Origin of the sequence: Polycladidibacter hongkongensis (assembly GCF_001561995.1) — a bacterium.
Lineage (GTDB): Bacteria > Pseudomonadota > Alphaproteobacteria > Rhizobiales > Stappiaceae > Pseudovibrio > Pseudovibrio hongkongensis.
In genome coordinates this window covers 20,665-38,286 of record NZ_LLWC01000038.1, presented here as the reverse complement: position 1 = coordinate 38,286, position 17,622 = coordinate 20,665, and the positions used below count along the sequence as shown (strand labels likewise).

At 50.6% G+C, this 17,622-nt stretch carries 16 protein-coding genes; 12 read left to right on the top strand and 4 right to left on the bottom strand.

Features of this window, described 5'->3' with window-relative positions; all coding sequences use genetic code 11:
• Nucleotides 1-151 precede the first annotated feature (151 nt).
• On the top strand, nucleotides 152-994 hold the full coding sequence (gene kduI / locus AYK82_RS17555) for a 5-dehydro-4-deoxy-D-glucuronate isomerase (protein WP_425272595.1): 843 nt from the start codon (nucleotides 152-154) through the stop codon (nucleotides 992-994).
• Between the two features lie 246 nt (nucleotides 995-1,240).
• Here kduI and AYK82_RS17550 read toward each other — a convergent pair whose 3' ends face one another.
• Nucleotides 1,241-1,981, bottom strand: a complete 741-nt coding sequence (locus AYK82_RS17550; RefSeq protein WP_068319081.1) for a GntR family transcriptional regulator — start codon at nucleotides 1,979-1,981, stop codon at nucleotides 1,241-1,243.
• 513 nt (nucleotides 1,982-2,494) lie between these two features.
• Here AYK82_RS17550 and AYK82_RS17545 point away from each other — a divergent pair.
• From AYK82_RS17545 to AYK82_RS17495, 11 genes are all read left to right on the top strand, one after another.
• Complete coding sequence (locus AYK82_RS17545; protein ID WP_244265794.1) at nucleotides 2,495-3,457, top strand: zinc-binding alcohol dehydrogenase family protein; 963 nt, start codon at nucleotides 2,495-2,497, stop codon at nucleotides 3,455-3,457.
• Between the two features lie 10 nt (nucleotides 3,458-3,467).
• Nucleotides 3,468-4,475 carry an Ldh family oxidoreductase gene (locus tag AYK82_RS17540; RefSeq protein WP_068319077.1) on the top strand — a complete coding sequence of 336 codons (1,008 nt, stop codon included), beginning with the start codon at nucleotides 3,468-3,470 and terminating at the stop codon, nucleotides 4,473-4,475.
• A gap of 76 nt (nucleotides 4,476-4,551) precedes the next feature.
• Complete coding sequence (locus tag AYK82_RS17535; RefSeq protein ID WP_156453422.1) at nucleotides 4,552-5,043, top strand: TRAP transporter small permease; 492 nt, start codon at nucleotides 4,552-4,554, stop codon at nucleotides 5,041-5,043.
• 1 nt (nucleotide 5,044) lies between these two features.
• Complete coding sequence (locus AYK82_RS17530; protein ID WP_068319072.1) at nucleotides 5,045-6,343, top strand: TRAP transporter large permease subunit; 1,299 nt, start codon at nucleotides 5,045-5,047, stop codon at nucleotides 6,341-6,343.
• A gap of 35 nt (nucleotides 6,344-6,378) precedes the next feature.
• A complete protein-coding gene (locus AYK82_RS17525) occupies nucleotides 6,379-7,353 on the top strand; it encodes a DctP family TRAP transporter solute-binding subunit (RefSeq protein ID WP_068319070.1) in 975 nt (324 codons plus the stop codon).
• Nucleotides 7,354-7,454: 101 nt separating this feature from the next.
• Nucleotides 7,455-7,925 (top strand): NanQ anomerase/TabA/YiaL family protein, encoded by a 471-nt coding sequence (locus AYK82_RS17520; protein ID WP_068319069.1) that lies wholly within the window; start codon nucleotides 7,455-7,457, stop codon nucleotides 7,923-7,925.
• 140 nt (nucleotides 7,926-8,065) lie between these two features.
• The gene (locus AYK82_RS17515; RefSeq protein WP_068319067.1) at nucleotides 8,066-9,172 is read left to right on the top strand and encodes a mandelate racemase/muconate lactonizing enzyme family protein; all 1,107 of its coding nucleotides are present in this window, start codon (nucleotides 8,066-8,068) and stop codon (nucleotides 9,170-9,172) included.
• A gap of 17 nt (nucleotides 9,173-9,189) precedes the next feature.
• Entirely contained in the window at nucleotides 9,190-10,071 is an 882-nt protein-coding gene (locus AYK82_RS17510; protein WP_068319066.1) for an NAD(P)-dependent oxidoreductase, read from the top strand.
• 43 nt (nucleotides 10,072-10,114) lie between these two features.
• A complete protein-coding gene (locus AYK82_RS17505) occupies nucleotides 10,115-11,593 on the top strand; it encodes a mannitol dehydrogenase family protein (protein WP_068319065.1) in 1,479 nt (492 codons plus the stop codon).
• Nucleotides 11,594-11,655: 62 nt separating this feature from the next.
• Nucleotides 11,656-12,588: a sugar kinase gene (locus AYK82_RS17500; protein WP_068319059.1), complete on the top strand. Its 933-nt coding sequence runs from the start codon at nucleotides 11,656-11,658 to the stop codon at nucleotides 12,586-12,588.
• A gap of 89 nt (nucleotides 12,589-12,677) precedes the next feature.
• Nucleotides 12,678-13,616: a 2-hydroxyacid dehydrogenase gene (locus AYK82_RS17495; protein ID WP_068319057.1), complete on the top strand. Its 939-nt coding sequence runs from the start codon at nucleotides 12,678-12,680 to the stop codon at nucleotides 13,614-13,616.
• Nucleotides 13,617-13,626: 10 nt separating this feature from the next.
• Here the strand turns inward: AYK82_RS17495 and repC are convergent, their stop codons facing one another.
• From repC to repA, 3 genes are all read right to left on the bottom strand, one after another.
• Nucleotides 13,627-14,907, bottom strand: a complete 1,281-nt coding sequence (repC, locus tag AYK82_RS17490) for a plasmid replication protein RepC (RefSeq protein WP_068319055.1) — start codon at nucleotides 14,905-14,907, stop codon at nucleotides 13,627-13,629.
• A gap of 243 nt (nucleotides 14,908-15,150) precedes the next feature.
• Nucleotides 15,151-16,206: a plasmid partitioning protein RepB gene (gene repB, locus AYK82_RS17485; RefSeq protein WP_068319053.1), complete on the bottom strand. Its 1,056-nt coding sequence runs from the start codon at nucleotides 16,204-16,206 to the stop codon at nucleotides 15,151-15,153.
• Complete coding sequence (gene repA, locus AYK82_RS17480) at nucleotides 16,203-17,402, bottom strand: plasmid partitioning protein RepA (RefSeq protein ID WP_172795278.1); 1,200 nt, start codon at nucleotides 17,400-17,402, stop codon at nucleotides 16,203-16,205. Before repA ends, repB begins: the two co-directional genes overlap by 4 nt.
• Between the last annotated feature and the right edge of the window lie 220 nt (nucleotides 17,403-17,622).

Genomic DNA, 17,622 nt, shown 5'->3' with positions numbered 1-17,622 from the left:
CAGATCCGTCAAACCCGTTGCACCAAATAGCATAGAATTATTGTGAACGCACCATTCATTTTGTATTTAAATTTTCTTGACCATATATAAATTTTAGAGAACATAGGGCTTGAGCTACTTCAGAACCACAGTGCTAAATTAAGAAGGAATAATAGCCATGCAAGTACGCCAATCTATACACAGTGAGCACGCCAAGCGCCTTGATACTGAAGGTCTGCGTGAAGAGTTTCTCGTAGAGAGCATTTTTGCTCGCGGCACCATGACCATGACTTACAGCCATATCGATCGCATAATATTTGGCGGAGCAGTACCCTTAGATACCCCTCTGCAATTTGGCGATGAACTGGGAGAAAAGATCGGCGTCAGCTTTTTCCTAGAACGCCGCGAGCTCGGCCTCATTAATCTCGGTGGGGCAGGGGAGGTTGATGTCGATGGCTCAACTTACAAAATTGAAAATGAACAGGCCCTCTACGTGGGAATGGGCAGCCGTAATGTGCAGCTGCGCAGTCTGAACCCAAGCAATCCCGCAAAATTCTACTATAATAGTGCCCCAGCACATTGCGCGTACCCAACGCGGGTGATCACAAAAGAACAGGCAGAGCTGGTCTCCCTAGGTAGTAAGGAAACCTGCAACGAGCGCACCGTATGCAAGTACATTGTACCTGACGTACTGCCAACATGCCAACTCACTATGGGCATGACGCGCCTTGCACAGGGAAGCGTCTGGAACACCATGCCCGCACATACACACGACCGTCGCATGGAAGTCTATTTCTACTTTGATATGGAGGAAGAGCAAGCGGTCTTCCATATGATGGGAGAACCAACTCAAACCCGCCATATCCTAGTCCATAATGAACAAGCTGTTATCTCACCCAGCTGGTCAATCCATAGCGGCTGCGGAACCAAGGCCTACACTTTTATCTGGGGCATGGTCGGTGAAAACCAAGTCTTCCCAGATATGGACCACCTTAAAATCTCCGAACTACGATAATTGCACCTTTAAAGCCCCCCGGTTAACTGCCAGGGGGCTTTTTGAAGGCGAGGTTGAGCGAATCAAGCGAATACTACAAAGTAACTCAGCGTTGCAATTTATATATAAACACTTATTTTCAAAATTAATGCATACCCACATTGTGACTTATGAAGCGTTGCGACGTTATCTTATGCACAGAGCAAAAAAATAGACCGCAGAAGCCTCCCTCTGCAGTCCTGCAATTTGACGGAATACTGGCCTTTATCAGGTCTCAAAGCTTAGGGGGCGTTGTGTTGAAGCAAAGTAGTAGGCATCAAATTCAGGATCATCAACGTCGGATGCAGAAAACAAAACGTTCTTTACATTCTCAAGATGAAGCCACATCGCTTTGTGTGCTCGCTCTGGCGAACGCATCATAAGTGCTTGAACTATATGATGATGATCTTCATGCCAGTCCTTTCTATGGGCCTCAATGTCCTCAATGCGGTCTATCAGCTTATTCCACATTACACTGTCTTTTGCCTCCCATAGGTTGCGCGAGGTTGTAATCATCATATTGTTATGAGTGCATTCTGCAATAAAAATATGGAAATCTCGATCGGATTCCTCACCCATTGGCGTCCCTGATACTTTTGCACGTAACTCCCTGATCTGACTTGCTGAAATCGCAGTAGCGGCAAGGCTGGCAATCGCGCTTTCAAGATACTGACGCGCCTGTAGCAGCTCGAAGGGGCCGATCGACGGAAGCTCTGGTTTAGCTACAACTTGTTCGTGTGAGCGAAAGTAGACGCCAGAGCCCTTGCGCACGCCTATTAGTCCCCTCAGCTCAAGCATTATAAGCGCTTCTCGAACCGTTGTCCGGCTTACGGAGTAATGGTCCGACATCTCTCGTTCAGAGGGCAATTTATCACCGTATTTCAACTGCTTGCGAGATTTGATGTCCTCTTCAATCTGCAGAGCAAGCTCTTGATAGAGGCGCTTTTCTGACGTTTGCGGTGCGCTCATTGGTTTTCAGCTTTTTCTATTTGGTAGCCAACTACGGAGAGAACTGGTCCAAGCAATTAGCATACCCAGCCCAATTTCTGAACTACAGGCTCCCACTTTCGGCAAACTTGCGCAAGGAGTGACCATAATAGGTGCTAAACCCTATTGCCATTTGCATCTAACATATTACATTGGTCCAGCAACTTGAATGATTGGCCTAACAAACTCCGCGAGGTGGGAATAGGTCAAACTGGAGGACGCACTAACAAGTTAACAGCAGAACCTATGCAGACAGCTGGTTGGACCTTGAGGGACGAAAGCTGCGCGTATGGGAACGCTGCCCCCTAATCCGAATTCGGGCTTAGCCTAAATCAACATGCAAATTGCGATTTGCGTGAACGGGATTTCTCGCTCTAAGCCCAGAACTGAAGAACAAGAATAGTAGAGCGCCCAAAAATAAGCTCTCCATCAGGTAAAAAAATGAAACAACTGGTATGCACTAAGCCTCATCATATGGAGTACCAAGATGTACCCATGCCTGATTACCGAGACGACGAGGTTTTACTCAAAGTTTCTGCTGTAGGTATCTGCGGCACTGATATCCATGCTTTCACTGGCCATCAGCCATTTTTCTCCTACCCTCGCGTTCTCGGTCATGAGATCTGCGGCGTCATTGATCAGCTCGGCAGCGCATGCAGCAAATTCAAAGTTGGACAGCGCGTGGCGGTCATGCCTGTTATCTCCTGTGGCAAGTGTCCGGCATGCGAAGTTGGAAAGACCAACTGCTGTGAAAGTGCGTCTCTTTACGGTGTTCATCAAGACGGCGCGTTCTGCGAATATCTCGCTGTTAAAGAAGAAAACCTTATCGCTGTCCCAGAGAAACTGACAGACTGCGCTGCTGCCTATGTCGAGCCTTTCACCATTAGTGCTCATGCAGTTCGCCGCGCCGAAACCAGCAATAAAGACAACGTGCTTGTCGTTGGCGCAGGCCCAATTGGCCTTGGTGTTGCCGCTGTGGCCAAGGCAACCGGCGCAAAAGTTGTTGTTGCAGATGTGCAGGATAGCCGCTTGCAGCATGTTGCAAGCAAGCTTGGTCTTGCCACCTTGAACCCAACAGCAGAAGACTTTGAAGAGAAGCTAAAAGCTACATTTGATGGCCGTCTACCAAGTACCGTGTTCGACGTAACCGGCAATAAAAACGCCATGACCAATGCGGTTAATCTGATCTGTCAAGGCGGCAAGCTGGTGTTTGTCGGGCTCTACATTGGTGATCTACAGATTGATGATCCAACTTTCCACCGCAAAGAAACAACGCTGTTAGCGAGCCGCAACTCGACTGTTGAGGACTACGAGCACGTTCTAGAACTCATGGAAAGCGGAGATCTCGACGAGTCTCTCCTAAACAATCGCGTCTACGACTTTGAAACAGTCGGAAACACCTACGCTGAAGACGTGGTGAACAACAAAGAGCTCATTAAAGGGCTGATCAAGTTTTAAGGGGTGGATCATGACAGATGTAAACGTAAACAAGGACGAGCTCTACGAACTGGCGCTCAAAAAGCTGCTTGCATCAGGCTTGAACGAAGCTTCTGCCAAAGAAGTTGCAGATGTTCTGATATACGCAGATAGCCACGGCGTACGCTCCCACGGCGTGATGCGTGTCGAGCACTACTGTAAACGCCTCGACAATGGCGGTCTGAATAAAGACGCAAAAGTCTCCTTTGAAGAAGTGTCAGCTTCTGCAGCAGTCCTCGACTCTGACGACGGCATGGGGCACTCCGGCATGATCGTTGCCACCGAAAAAGCCTGTGACATGGCTCAGGCAACCGGAATCGGTATGGTCACCGTCAAAAATACTTCGCACTGCGGTGCCCTAGCTTACTTCAGTGAACTTGCTGCAAAGCAGGGATGCATTAGCATCGTACTTACTCAAACTGATGCAGCAGTTGCACCATTTGGCGGCGCGGAAAAGTTCTTTGGTACCAACCCAATCGCTTTTGGCTTCCCTGTTGAAGGGAAGGACCCAGTTATCGTCGATTTTGCGACCTCGGCTATTGCCTACGGAAAGGTCCTGCACGCGCTGGAAACCAATGGCACCTTGCCAATGGGCACAGCACGAGACAAAGACGGCGCCTTCACGACAGATCCAAAAGAGTACCACTGCCTGACGCACTTCGGTGATCACAAAGGCTATGGCGTTGCATTGGCGATTGATGCGCTTACCGGCGTGCTGATGGGCGCCAATTATGGACCGCACATCACAGCTATGTACGGCGATTACACTAAAATGCGTGGCTTGGTATCGATGATCATCTGCATCGATCCTGCGAAACTGGGTAATGCCGGTTTCGGCGCACTAATGGGTAAAATGGTTAACGAGCTTCATGCCGTGAAACCAGCGCAAGGCTTTGACAAAGTTCAGGTTCCAGGTGATCCGAACCAAGCCTACTACGCCCAGTGCCTCAAAGAGGGTGTTCCAGTCGCTAAGCCTGTCTACGACTACCTAACATCCTAATTGGATTTAGCTTTTGGCAGCTGCCGCTGCCAAAAGCACCGCCCAAAAGGGCATTTGTTCCACCCGGGAGTTGCTAATGAACACCCTTAAAAAAGTCATCGACTGGTTCTGGGAAGGCCTAAACGTGTTGATGACAGTTGCAATGGTCCTAATGATCATTCTCGTCTTTACAAACGTTGTTCTTCGCTATGGCTTTAACAGCGGCTTGCTGTTTTCGGCAGAAACGTCGCGCATTCTGTTTGTCTGGGTAACCTTCTGCGGAGCGATCCTTTGCCTGCGGACCAATGATCACCTTGAACTCAGGGTGATTGATGGCCTGTTGCCTAAGAAGGCTCTCTTTGTACTGCGCCGCTGTGTTTGGGCTATCATCGCACTTTGCGCCCTGATGCTCGTCATGGGCTCAATGAACCAAGTCAATATGAACTGGTACAACGCTCTTCCACTCAGCCGCATCCCTGTTTCCGTTCTTTACTTGGCCGGTGTTGTCGGTGGCGCCTTGATGGGTCTCGTCGCGCTGCATCGTTTCTTCGTTCCAAGTGCTGAAAAGCTTTACGGAAAGGACGACTGATATGACCCTCGCTATCTTCCTCGGCGTGCTGCTAATCGGCATTCTTCTTGGGCTACCAGTTGCGTTTTCTTTGCTGCTCTCTGGTCTTGGCCTCATGATCCATATGGGCATGTTCTCAACCGGATTGGCATTTCCCTCTGACATCTTGGCAAGTGCGCTAGTCAATGGTGTCGACAGCTTTGCACTCCTTGCAATTCCATTCTTTCTTGTCGCAGGCGAAACAATGGCAGCAGGCGGTTTGTCTCGCCGGATCGTGCGCTTGGCAATGGCTTACCTTGGCCACAAAAAAGGCGGGCTTGGCTATGTAGCCATTTTCACCTCTGTTGTGCTTGCAGGTCTTTCCGGTTCTGCGGCCGCTGATGCAGCTGCGCTCGTCGCCATCTTGCTACCGATGATGCGCGGTGCAAACTATCCAGAAAGTCGCTCAGCTGGTCTCCTGGCATCTGGCGGCATTATTGCCCCGGTTATTCCACCAAGTGTTCCCCTGATCCTCGTTGGTGTTGCTGGCAATATCTCTATCTCACGCCTCTTCATGGGCGGTATTGCCCCAGGTCTGATGATGGGTGCCGCATTGATGCTCACTTGGGCATATCTGATGCGCAACGAAGAAACTCAAATGCAGGAGAAAGCCGATAAGGCAGAGCGCCGTGCAGCTTTGAAAGATGGTGTATGGGCGCTGGTTCTACCGTTTATCATCATCATCGGCATTCGCTTTGGTGTGTTTACACCAACCGAAGCTGCTGTTGTTGCAGCTGTTTATGCAATCTTCGTCTCTACCGTGATCTATCGAGAGCTTACGCTTAAACGCTTCTACGAAGTGTTGGTCAGCTCCTGTAAGTCCGCAGGCATGATCATGTTCCTTGTCGGCTGTGCGATGGTTGCATCTTGGCTCATCACTGCAGCTCAGCTACCTCAGCAGCTTTCTGCACTGCTTGGTCCACTTGTCGATAGCCCACGCTTGCTGATGTTTGTCATCATGATGCTGGTACTTGCTATCGGTATGGTGATGGACCTGTCTCCAACCGTTTTGATCCTGGTTCCGCTTCTGATGCCTCTTGTCAAAGAAGCCGGGATTGACCCTGCCTACTTCGGTCTGATGTTTGTCATGAACTGCTGCATCGGCCTGATTACACCGCCTGTTGGCACTGTTCTCAACGTCGTTTGCGGCGTCGGAAAGCTACGCGTTGAACGCGCGATTGTCGGAGTTCTACCTTTTGTCGGCGTCTATGCACTTCTGCTGATGCTGTTCACCGTGTTCCCACAACTGATCATCGCACCGATGAATCTGATTGCGGGTTAAGTTCGCAAGAACTTCTATAAACTGGAGGAAATAAAATGAAAAAGTCACTTGGCGTTATTGCAGCAGCTGTTCTATTGGCTTCCACTTCCATGAGCATGGCAGTTGAGCTGAAGTTCGCCCACGCAGCCCCAGCCACAGACTTGCAGCAAAAGCTGGCTGAGTTTTTTGCGAAGGAGGTCGCAGAAAAAACTGATGGTGAAGTTACCGTACAGATCTTCCCACAGGGTCAGCTCGGTGATGACCAGCAAATGCTCAATGGTAACCGCGCAGGTATCATCGACATTCAGATGACCGGTCTTGCTATCATGAACGGTATGCAGCCAGAAACCGCTGTATTTGACCTGCCTTACATGTTTGCTAGCCGTGAACACGCCTACAAAGTTCTGGATGGTGAAATCGGTCAGAAGATGCTGGACGACATGTCCAAGTTTGGTCTTAAAGGTCTTGCTTTCCCGGAAAACGGCTACCGCAACATCACCAACAACCGCGGCCCTGTGCGCACTCCTGATGATGTAAAAGGCATCAAGATCCGCACCAACACCTCCGTTCCGCTCAACGCAATGTTTGCTGAACTGGGTGCAAACCCGCAGATGCTTCCAATTGCTGAGCTTTACACCGCGCTTGAAACCGGTGTTGTTGATGCACAGGAGCACCCAATCGCGGTGACCCACTCATTCCGCTTTGACGAAGTACAGGACTACTTGTCTCTTTCCGAGCACTCCTATTCTTCCCTGTTCATTTCTATGAACCTGAACAAGTTCAATTCTTTGACACCTGAGCAACAAAAAGTTGTCGAAGAAGCTGCACAGCATGCAACGGACTATCAGCGCGGACTGTCAATCGAGAAAGAAGATGGCTTCATCTCCGATCTTGAAAAACGCGGCATGAAGGTAAACCGTGACGTTAACAAAGCTGCTTTCCAGGCACACCCTGCAATCACCAACACCTGGAAAGTGTTTAATGACCAAAACGGCCCTGAGCTGATCGAAGCCATTCAGGCTGCGAAGTAAGCTAAAAATGCCTTTGTGCCTCGTGACGACGCGAGGCACAAAAAAGCCCGCCACATCAAGTGGCGGGCATTTTCCCCGAACACTGTAGTAAGGCCCCCAAAATGCTGAGCGCAAACCTAAACAACCTCTCCCTCATCCCGTTTGCTTCCCCAAAGCTGCTTGAAATTATCGAGAAAGCAAAAGCATTTTTGGCAGAAAAGCCCGAGCTTGGACGCTACGAGCTGGAAGGTGATCAACTCTTCATTCAGGTGATCGAAGGAACTTCGGGTCCGGTTAGCGAACATAAGTCGGAATTCCATAACAACTACATGGATATTCAGGTTCTTCTATCTGGTTCCGAGAAAATCGGTTGGGGCCACATGCCAGCAGGGGAAGTAACAGAAGACTATCTTGCGGAAAAAGATCTCGCATTTACAGCCGGTATCGTGGATGAAAAATTCATCGAAATGGCTGCGAATGATTTCGTCGTGTTCTATCCTGGTGAGCTGCATCGCCCTCTTTGTGAAAGCAAAGCCGGCCCAAAACTGTGCCGCAAAGCCATCGTCAAAGTCCATCGCGACTATCTCGGCTAGTCTCCCCCTACCGACTGAAGAAGGACCGGTGTCCCTGTTTTTCCGGTCTTTCCCTTACCTGCCCTTGCTTATAGCACCGGGAAAGCGAGAACCCGTTGTTTGCAAGGGCAGGTCTTTCCCAAAGCATCAAGGCAAGAATAATGAGCGCTTCCCCATCCAGAATTGTCTCGGTAAAGCCCAAGCTGTTTAACGTCCCCCTCTCCGAGGTATTAAGCGACGCAAAGCATGGCGATCACACGCATTTTCAGCTTGTAACAGTCGAAGTTACACGAGAAGACGGATTAAAAGGCACCGGCTACACATATACCGGCGGCAAGGGCGGCAGTGCTATTCTTGCAATGATCAATGATGATTTCGTCTCGTTGCTGACCGGCCGCGATGCCAATGATATCGCGCAGCTCTATGATGAAATGCAGGATCATATTCATTATGTCGGACGTGGTGGTATAGCCTCTTTTGCCATCTCTGCTTTGGACATCGCTCTTTGGGACCTGCGTGGTAAAGATCAGGGCCTGCCACTTTGGAAAATGGCGGGTGGAGCTGACAATACGTGTAAAGCGTATTGCGGTGGCATTGACCTGAACTTCCCACTACCAAAATTACTTGGAAGTATTCAAAGCTACTTAGATCGCGGCTTTAACGCTGTAAAAATCAAGATCGGCCAGCCAGAACTGGCAGAGGATATCGAGCGTATCCGCGCAGTTCGTGAGCTGATTGGCCCAGAGCGTACCTTTATGGTTGATGCGAACTACTCCATGAGTGAGGAGCAGGCTAAAAAAGCAGCCAACGCATTTTCCGAGTTTAACCTACTCTGGTTTGAAGAGCCGTGCCTGCCAGATCTCTACAAAGCCTATGGCAGAATAGCTGATGAAACTGGCATGCCGTTGGCGATGGGTGAGAACCTACACACAATCCATGAATTCGAAATGGCATTTGAAGATGCCAAGCTTTCATTCATTCAGCCGGACGCTTCAAACTGCGGCGGCATTACTGGCTGGCTACAAGTTGCCGAGTTATCTCGCAAAAATGGGAGTATCCCGGTCTGCAGTCATGGCATGCAAGAACTGCATGTAAGCCTTGTTAGTGCGCAGCCAAATGCTGGATACATCGAAGTTCACTCGTTCCCGATTGATGAATACACCACCCGCCCGCTTGTAGTCGAAAACCACCGTGCTGTAGCTCCCGATACGCCGGGAACAGGGGTTGAATTTGACTGGGACAAACTTGCCCCCTTCTTACAGAACTAGGCCAAAAGGAATTGAATATGACTGGTGCACCTCAAAAAGTTTCGGTAGTTGGCATTGGCATTATGGGCACGGCAATTTCTACACGCCTTGTAGAAGCTGGCCATGACGTAACAGTGTTTGACTTGGATAAGGAAAAAGTCGCCGCTCTTGTGGCAAAAGGCGCCAAGGCCGCAGCAACAGTTGCGGAAGCAACAGAGGCGAGTGATTTTGTCATTCTCAGTTTGAACCATGCAGACATTGTTCGCAAAGTTGCACTGGGTGAAGGCGGTGTCGCCAGCCAGGGTTCGCCGGAAAAACTGCTTATCGATATGTCATCGATCGATCCATTAGAAACTCAAGATATCGCAGGTAAGCTAGAAAGTACCTGCGGTATGGGCTGGGTAGATTGCCCACTTTCTGGTGGCGCGCCTAAGGCTGCACTCGGTCAACTCACCGTTATGGCGGGGGGGAGTGAAGAGAATTTCGCCCGTTGTAAGGCGGTGATGGATGATCTTTGTGCAAATCTAACCCTTATGGGACCAAACGGAGCGGGGCAAACCACGAAGCTCATTAACCAGCTGTTTTGTGCTGTAATTTTCCAAAGTGTTGCAGAGGCGGTTAAGCTTGCAGAAGCTGGGGGTGTTGACCCGGCTATCATCCCTCAAGCACTTTCCGGTGGCCGTGCGGACAGCAACATCATGCAGGAGTTTATGGGAAAATTCGCAGCACGTGATTTCACTCCCACAGGCCGCATCGATAACATGCTGAAAGATCTGGATGCGTTGCAATCCTTCGCCTTGCGCACCAAAACCCCACTGCCAATGACAGGGCAGGTCGTGGAAATTCATCGTCTCCTATGTGCTGCCGGGCTTGGGCCGAAAGACACGGTAGAGATGATCCGCTTGCTTGAAAACGCCTAGCGCGAACACACAAATCCCCCAATATACGAAGGAAAGAACAATAATGAGCGCCGAATTTTCGCCCCTTGATCTCGCCAATCTGCCAGCTACTGTTGAAAAGCCAAGCTATGACCGCAGCGTGTTGAAGCCGCGCATCGCCCATATCGGTTTTGGTGCATTTGCCCGCGCCCATACCGCAATGCATCTGCACGAAACACTTGCCGCAGTGGGCGGCGATTGGGGCATGCGTGTCATCGAACTGTTTGGCACTGCCGACCTGTTCGACAAGCTTGCGCAAAACGACTACTTTTACACTCTGGTTGAAACCAGCGATGACGATACCAACCTTCGTCTTCTTGGTGCCGTTTGCGACACTCAGCATGTCGCGCGTGATGGCATCGAAGCGCTTGTAAATGGTCTGGCCGAAGAGCAACTGAAAATCATCTCACTGACAGTGACTGAGAAAGGTTACTGCGTAAAAAATGATGCGCTCGACACAGACAACGCAATGATCCAGCATGATCTGGAAAACATCGCAGCGCCAAAAACAGCGATTGGTCTAATCGTTGCAGGTCTTGCCAAGCGTAAAGAACTCGGCAATGGCCCAATTACAGTCATGTCTTGCGATAACCTGCCAAACAACGGTGTACTAACCGGCATTGCAGTACGTGAATTTGCTCAAAAGCTGGATGGTGAACTGGCCGCTTGGATTGAGGAGAACGTAAGCTTCCCATCCACAATGGTTGATCGAATCGTGCCTGCACTGACCGATGAAAGCCGCGCCTTGATTAAAGAAAGCCTCGGCGGGCAAACTGACCTGAATGGAATTGTCTGCGAGCCTTTCCGTCAATGGGTTGTAGAAGATAACTTCAAGGCAGGGCGCCCCGAATGGGAAAAAGCAGGTGCGCAGCTTGTTGCCGATGTTGAGCCATTTGAAGAAATGAAACTTCGCACACTCAACGGCTCGCATTCGTTCCTTGCTTATCTTGGTTTCCTTGCAGGAAAAGAGACGATTGCCGAATGTATGGCCGACCCTGTCTTTGCTGCGGAAACCCGCAAACTGATGGTCGATGAGCAGCGCCCAACTCTGCATATGCCCGGTGATGTTGATCTGGTTGCATATGCCGATATGTTGCTCAAGCGATTTGCCAACTCGCAGCTAAAGCACCGTACATGGCAGATTGCATCTGATGGAACGCAAAAAATGCCACAGCGCTGGCTGAACTCTGTGCGTCATCATTTGAAGGCGGGCACAGATCATCGCCACCTCATCCTCGGTGTTGCGGGTTGGATGCATTACATCCGTCAGGATCGCAATGGCGAGAGCTACGAACTGCAAGACCCGATGGCAGAGCAGCTGCAATCAATCGTCGCTGAAAAAGGTGCAGATGCGAAAGCCTATGTAGATGCGTTGCTCGCACTGGATACCGTCTTCCCTCAAGATCTGGTTGGTGATGAACGCTTTACCAAGGCAGTTCATGATGCATATGCAAAAGTTGCAGCTGTTGGTACAGCAGCAGCAGTTGCTGCATTGGCCGCATAACAAGAGATTGAGCCGGGCGTATCCCCCGATGCGCCTGGCAACCTCAAACTGGAGAGATTGCAATGGCAATTGATATCATTAGTTTTGGTGAGCCACTCTTTGAATTTTCGCAGGTTAAAACTCCGAGTGAACAAGCCGATTATCTGAGCGGCTTTGGCGGCGACACCTCAAACTTTGCCTGCTGCGCCGCACGCCAAGGGGCAAATGTCGCGGTGCTAGCCCATTTGGGCGCAGATGTTTTCGGCGACAAATTTGTTGAGCTGTGGCAGCGTGAGGGTGTGAAGACTGATCTGGTTGAGCGAAATGCCGTTGCGCCTACCGGGATTTACTTTATCTCCCACGACGAACGCGGCCACCACTTCACCTTTGCCCGCAAAGGTTCGGCTGCCTCGCTGATCTCGCCAGCTGATATGCCTGCAGAGGCAATCGCCAGCGCAAAACTCTTCCATGCCTCTGCCATCACTTGCGCGATTAGTGATAGCTCTTGTGATGCTGTGTTTAAAGGTATTGAAATTGCGAAAAACGCTGGAGTGCTAACCTCCTTCGATACCAACCTACGCCTTAAACTTTGGGGTCTTGAGCGTGCCCGCGGTGTTATCCATGAAATCGCCCGCCATGTGGACTTCATCATGCCAAGCGTGGATGAGGCCGAATTACTTACTGGCCTGAGTGATCCGGATGAGATCTGCGACTTCTACCTAAACCAGGGGTCTAAAACCGTTATCCTGAAACTTGGCAAAGAAGGCGCGATGTACGCAACGAAAGATGATCGTGCGCGCGTGGCTGGCAATCCGGTGGAAGCTCTAGATGCAACCGGGGCAGGGGACTGCTTCTCAGGCGCATTCTTCACCGAAATCACTGCCGGTAAAACCCTTGCAGAATCTCTTCGCTATGCAAACGCAGCCGCAGCACTAACAACGCTTGGTTATGGCGCAGTTGGTCCGCTTCCCTATCGCAAAGACGTGGAAGCGTTCTTGGCAGAGCGCAGCAAGTAAGCTTGATTTGCTCTCAAAACTCTTAGAGCCCGGTGCACGCATCGGGCTCTTTGCATTTATAAATACAACAAACCGCTAGAGGTGCAGCCATGTCAGAAATTTTATTAATGAGCCCTTATGCTCCCGCTCACATAAACCCGCAGCTGGCGAAGATCGCGCCTTTCCATAATCTGGAGGAGCTTGGCTCCATCGCCTTACTCAGCGAAGAACTGCGCGACAAAATATCTGTCATCGCAGCGAAGGGAACATCCAAACTGGATCGCCAAACTTTAGCGCTCTTTCCAAATCTGCAGCTCATTGCCGTTTATGGAGTGGGTACAGAGGGCATTGATTTGTCCTATGCCAAAGAGCAGGGCATTTTGGTAACCACCACTCCAGATAGCTTGAGTGATGCTGTCGCGGACTTGGCGCTTACCCATGCATTTGCGTTGAGCCGTCGCGTGGTTGAAGGGGACAGATTCATCCGCTCAGGCCACTGGCAGCAACGCAAACTGGGACTAGGTTTCTCGCTTCGAGGCAAAACCATCGGCCTATTTGGCTACGGCCGCATTGGCCAAAAAATCGCCCAGAGCCTGCGCCCATTTGCTGGGGAGATTGTTTACACTGCGAAAGCACCGGTCCCCAACAGCCCCGATCGTTTTTGCAATAACCTCAAAGATGTGGCCGCAGAAGCACGTGTTTTAATAATAGCTGCAGCAGGCGGCAAAGAAACGCAAGGCGCAGTAAATCGAGATGTGCTCCGAGCCGTGGGGCCAGACGGGCTGCTGATCAATGTGGCGCGCGGCAGCATCGTCAATGAAACGGACTTGATATCCGCCTTAGAAAATAACGAGATCGGCGGTGCCGCTCTTGATGTCTTTTCCCAAGAACCACAAGTCCCAACGCGCTTACTTGAGTTTCCCAACGTCATTGTCTCCCCCCATATTGGTAGTGCGACCGAAGAGGCACGCGAACACATGGGCCAAACCGTACTTGCCAATGTTCGCGCCCATTTTTCAGGTGTGCCCCTTTTGAACCCGCTGCCATGACAGCAACTACCTAGCCTGCCGCGAGGCCAAAGAGCGATTTGTGTAACAGCAAGTTGCCTTCTTTGGCCCGCTCGATACACGCTTGGAAATATCCCGCGGGATTTGAAATCGCCATCGGATCACGCAGCGTTTTCTCAACCGTCACCGCCAGAATTGCGCTGGCCGCTTTTGCCCCAAGACAATGCTGCGCGGCGCCCCAAGCCGCCGGTGACAACCCGATAGCCAGCCGCAAACTTTCAGCCCCATCAGTCAAATCCCGCCAGTTTTGCAATTGCAGTGCAAAGGTTTGCTTGGTCTCGCGCAATGCCGTTTCTATAAGTGAAATCGAAATCGAGCTTAAAGCGGTCTCTGCAGTTCCTGAAGATGCTGCGGGCATAGCCATTTGTGATTTTGGCTTATCCGCTTGCTGAAGTTCTGGCGAAATGGCACCAAATTTGCTGTTTGGCTTTTTGTCTAAAGCCATTTTCGAAGCCGCGTTTGCGGCTGAGCTATTTATATTTAAGTACTCAGCGTTAGCTGAGTTCTGTTGTTTACTATTTTCAGGGTTTTTATGGTTTGTATAATTATATGGGGTGACATCGGTGTCACTCTTGCATGTCGTATTTGTATCTTCATTGTTAAACTCAGTGAGAAGGCGTTGATATAGCTCTTCGATGCTTGCTGCTTTTTCCGATAAAGAAAGACCACTTTCTCGCAGAACATAAAGCTCATCCTCATAGGCGGATAAGTCAAGATCAGCCACAGCTGCCGCTTGAATGCTGTCAATAATTGCTCGCGATAATCTGCTCACTGTGCGCTTCGCTTCCTGCTGCGCATTCAGCTTTTCTTGATAGGCTTTTCCCTGCGCCCTCAGCTTTTCCAGGTTTTGCCGCGCGGGTGAAAAATCGAAGCCATAGGCACGATTTATCGCGCCATTGCCCTCATCCCGATAGATAAAACGACGACCTGTTGGACTATCTTTGTAAGCAAGTATGCCGGCTTCCACCAGCTTTCGCACACTGCGCATCACAGTTCGTGTAGAGCGACACACATATTCTGCAAGCTTGTCATTGGAAATAGCCACTATCGGCCTGTGTCTCTTCCCCCAATCATCGGCACGAGACAACCCAAGCAAGATGTCTAAAACGTGGTAGGTTGTTCCGTCAATACCGAGCGCAGGAGCCGCCTTTTTAATGGTAATTGCAGCTTCTGCCTTCGTGGTTTCGACGATGTCATTCGCCTGAGCCAGGCGTTGGCTTTCCAACATTGCTGGAGTTAACTTACGAAAGGATGCAACAGCGTCTGTACGCATGCGCCACCTGCACGTGATGCACTTGCGCACAGCACGTCCCCAAAAGAGTGGGAAGAGGTGTCCAAAACGCGAAAAAGCATGACAAATCACGCCAAGAAACCGAAAGGTGACTTGATTCGCACTGCCGTTTTGTCGTAGGATTGAATTGCTAAAGACGTTCCTAGACAGGTTCCGGCCTGTTTGGACTGTGAATTTAGGCCTTGTTGATTGCCGTCAACAGGGCCTTTTTTCTTTGGGACTAGCTCATTGGCTATCCTCCCCATTTTCAGCGGCAAACCGCTCCAGAAGCTCTGGAATTTGCGCCTGCAGATAGTCTGCAAGCTGCGGGTTCACACTGTGATCGACAACAAATTGCGTTTGCTTTGCACCTTGCAACACCTTCACCTGCTTCTGGCCAAGCCATAATGCCGACTTGCGCGCGGTAGAAGGAACTGGAGTATTTCCTTTTCGTTCAGGCGCTGTTTCCACCTTTTGCAAAGTGTCGAGCAGGAGGCTGAAGCGATCGTCCGATCCAAGCGCTAAAAAACTCTGCGTTTGCAGGCTCTGGGTAAAGTTCTCAGCATACTCCGGCTTGACCGCGCCTTCTTCGAAGAAGCTTGCAAACTCTTCCCAGCGCGGACGGCCAATTTTGGGCGCAGGTCCGATTTGGCGAAGCAGCTCTTCGGGAATGCTCGCGGCAAGTTTCCGGTATTTAGAGATCAGCGATTTGTCCTTACCAATTGCGCGAACAATAAGACTCTGCGGGTAATCCTGTGCCAACCGGTAAACAAAGAGGCAGGTCTCGATAAACGATAGATCCTTGCGTTCATGGTTTTCCTGGCCTTGAGCGACCAACAATTGCTCGTTATCAAGCGCACGAACCGTCCCTTTAACAGATACGCCCAATTCTCTACAGGCCCGCCAGCGGCGGTGCCCGTAGGCAATCTGGTAGCACTCTTCCTTTTCAGGATGTGGGCGTACCAAAATAGGTACCTGCTGGCCACTTTCCGCGATAGATTCCTTCAGTGCCTCGAACGCCGGATCAAACTCCACTTCCATCCGATCCGCGACAAAAGATGGAAATACCAGCGCTGTATCCAAATCGATAATATCGCCCGTGCTGGGTGCACGATTTGAAAGCTCTGCGAGCTCCGCTTTAAGACGGTCACGTTCGTCTTTAATGAGGTTAATCTCGGCCGCCCCGATAGCACCAGATGAGAGACGAGGGCGACTGGATGCGCCTGCAGCCGCCAAATCGGCCATCGTGCCACCGCCGAACAGACTATCTAATGCGTTCTTGCGATCCTTTGCCTTATTCATTCGCCACGCCCCCATGATGACCAAAGCAGTTGCTCAATTTCGCCATTCACAGAATCCATGCTTTCTAGCGCGCGCTTGAGCGTTTCCCTACCAATCGCACCCGGCTCTAGCTCATAAAGAGACTTCTTCTCCAAGCCAGCATTGGCCACCGCAGTAGATTCCAGCGCAGGGGCCGTCATCACATCTTCGCCAAACAGCGCCCGAAGCAATCCAACCACACGGGTTTGCGGGCTATCATTGGGGTTATGCCGGGTAATGAGGAACCGCATCCAGTCGAGGTTCATTTCGCCGCCATTGTTCTCGATCACTGCCATCAGGTCAGAACTCATCCCCAAGAACTGATTGCAAGACGCAAGGTCAAGCATCTGAGGGTGTAGCGTGATTAATAGCCCTGTTGAGGCGAACAAAGCGCCGAGGGTTAGAAAACCCAGTTGTGGTGGGCAATCGAGCACAACGATATCATAGGCGTCTTCCACTTCGGCTAGTACATTCTTGATACGCCGGAAAAAGATGTTCTCTCCGGTTGATGCCCCTGTTGCAATGGCGGTTGGCACTATGTGCTCGAACTCTGCCAGCTCCAGATTAGCTGGTACCAAATCAAGTCCATCAATATAGGTAGGCCGGATGACCTCCGAGAGATTTCGTCGCTCTTCATCGTAACGCAGCGCGCCAAACAATGTGCAGTTCGGCTCCACATCAAACTCTGGCTGAATGCCGAACATAGCGGAAAGAGAGGCCTGCGGATCTAGATCAATGGCTAAAACGCGATAGCCACGTAAGGCAAGATAATGGGCAAGGTGTGTGCTCGTGGTTGTTTTCGCCGAACCACCCTTAAAATTGGCACAGGCGATAACCTGCAGTTTTTCGCCTTCGCGGCGCTGCGGGAAAACATTGATGACCTCTTCAGGGCGGCGGCGTTCAGCCAGCACGCGTCGGATATCGTTGATCTGCTCTAGCGTGTAGCTGCGACGGCCGTTGGGCAAACGGGTCGGCGTGGGCCCTTCGCCATCCAAATCAAGCTGGCGAATGGTGCTTTCAGATACGCCGATCAAGCGCGCCACATCAACGGATGAGAACGCACGTAGGTTTTTGTGCGCCTCTGGCGGATACAGCTCCTGCCGCAAACGTTGCAGTTGACCGGAGAGCAGCTGCGAATATCGTGAAATCCGCTCCGACGGCGATTCATCAAGAACCATGGAGTTTTTGCTATATTGCACTGCGTATCACCTTTAAACGGAAAGTCGCCAACAAATGCCCGAAATTGCGTCTAGATGGTAATGCACCCGCAAGCAAACGCCAACTTTTTTTTGGTTAACGGCGGTTAACAGAGCAAAAAACAGCATCAAAAAAACTTAAAAAATTGTTCTCTTTCAATAGTTTAACAATCAGAATCATGCGCTCTTGGTCCGGCAATCA

Coding starts and splice junctions, on each gene's coding strand:
- repB (WP_068319053.1), bottom strand. CDS start 16,206: ATGAATAAGGCAAAGGATCGCAAGAACGCATTAGATAGTCTGTTCGGC.
- AYK82_RS17525 (WP_068319070.1), top strand. CDS start 6,379: ATGAAAAAGTCACTTGGCGTTATTGCAGCAGCTGTTCTATTGGCTTCC.
- AYK82_RS17510 (WP_068319066.1), top strand. CDS start 9,190: ATGACTGGTGCACCTCAAAAAGTTTCGGTAGTTGGCATTGGCATTATG.
- AYK82_RS17540 (WP_068319077.1), top strand. CDS start 3,468: ATGACAGATGTAAACGTAAACAAGGACGAGCTCTACGAACTGGCGCTC.
- AYK82_RS17505 (WP_068319065.1), top strand. CDS start 10,115: ATGAGCGCCGAATTTTCGCCCCTTGATCTCGCCAATCTGCCAGCTACT.
- repA (WP_172795278.1), bottom strand. CDS start 17,402: ATGGTTCTTGATGAATCGCCGTCGGAGCGGATTTCACGATATTCGCAG.
- AYK82_RS17550 (WP_068319081.1), bottom strand. CDS start 1,981: ATGAGCGCACCGCAAACGTCAGAAAAGCGCCTCTATCAAGAGCTTGCT.
- AYK82_RS17545 (WP_244265794.1), top strand. CDS start 2,495: ATGCCTGATTACCGAGACGACGAGGTTTTACTCAAAGTTTCTGCTGTA.
- AYK82_RS17500 (WP_068319059.1), top strand. CDS start 11,656: ATGGCAATTGATATCATTAGTTTTGGTGAGCCACTCTTTGAATTTTCG.
- AYK82_RS17495 (WP_068319057.1), top strand. CDS start 12,678: ATGTCAGAAATTTTATTAATGAGCCCTTATGCTCCCGCTCACATAAAC.
- AYK82_RS17535 (WP_156453422.1), top strand. CDS start 4,552: ATGAACACCCTTAAAAAAGTCATCGACTGGTTCTGGGAAGGCCTAAAC.
- AYK82_RS17530 (WP_068319072.1), top strand. CDS start 5,045: ATGACCCTCGCTATCTTCCTCGGCGTGCTGCTAATCGGCATTCTTCTT.
- repC (WP_068319055.1), bottom strand. CDS start 14,907: ATGCGTACAGACGCTGTTGCATCCTTTCGTAAGTTAACTCCAGCAATG.
- AYK82_RS17515 (WP_068319067.1), top strand. CDS start 8,066: ATGAGCGCTTCCCCATCCAGAATTGTCTCGGTAAAGCCCAAGCTGTTT.
- AYK82_RS17520 (WP_068319069.1), top strand. CDS start 7,455: ATGCTGAGCGCAAACCTAAACAACCTCTCCCTCATCCCGTTTGCTTCC.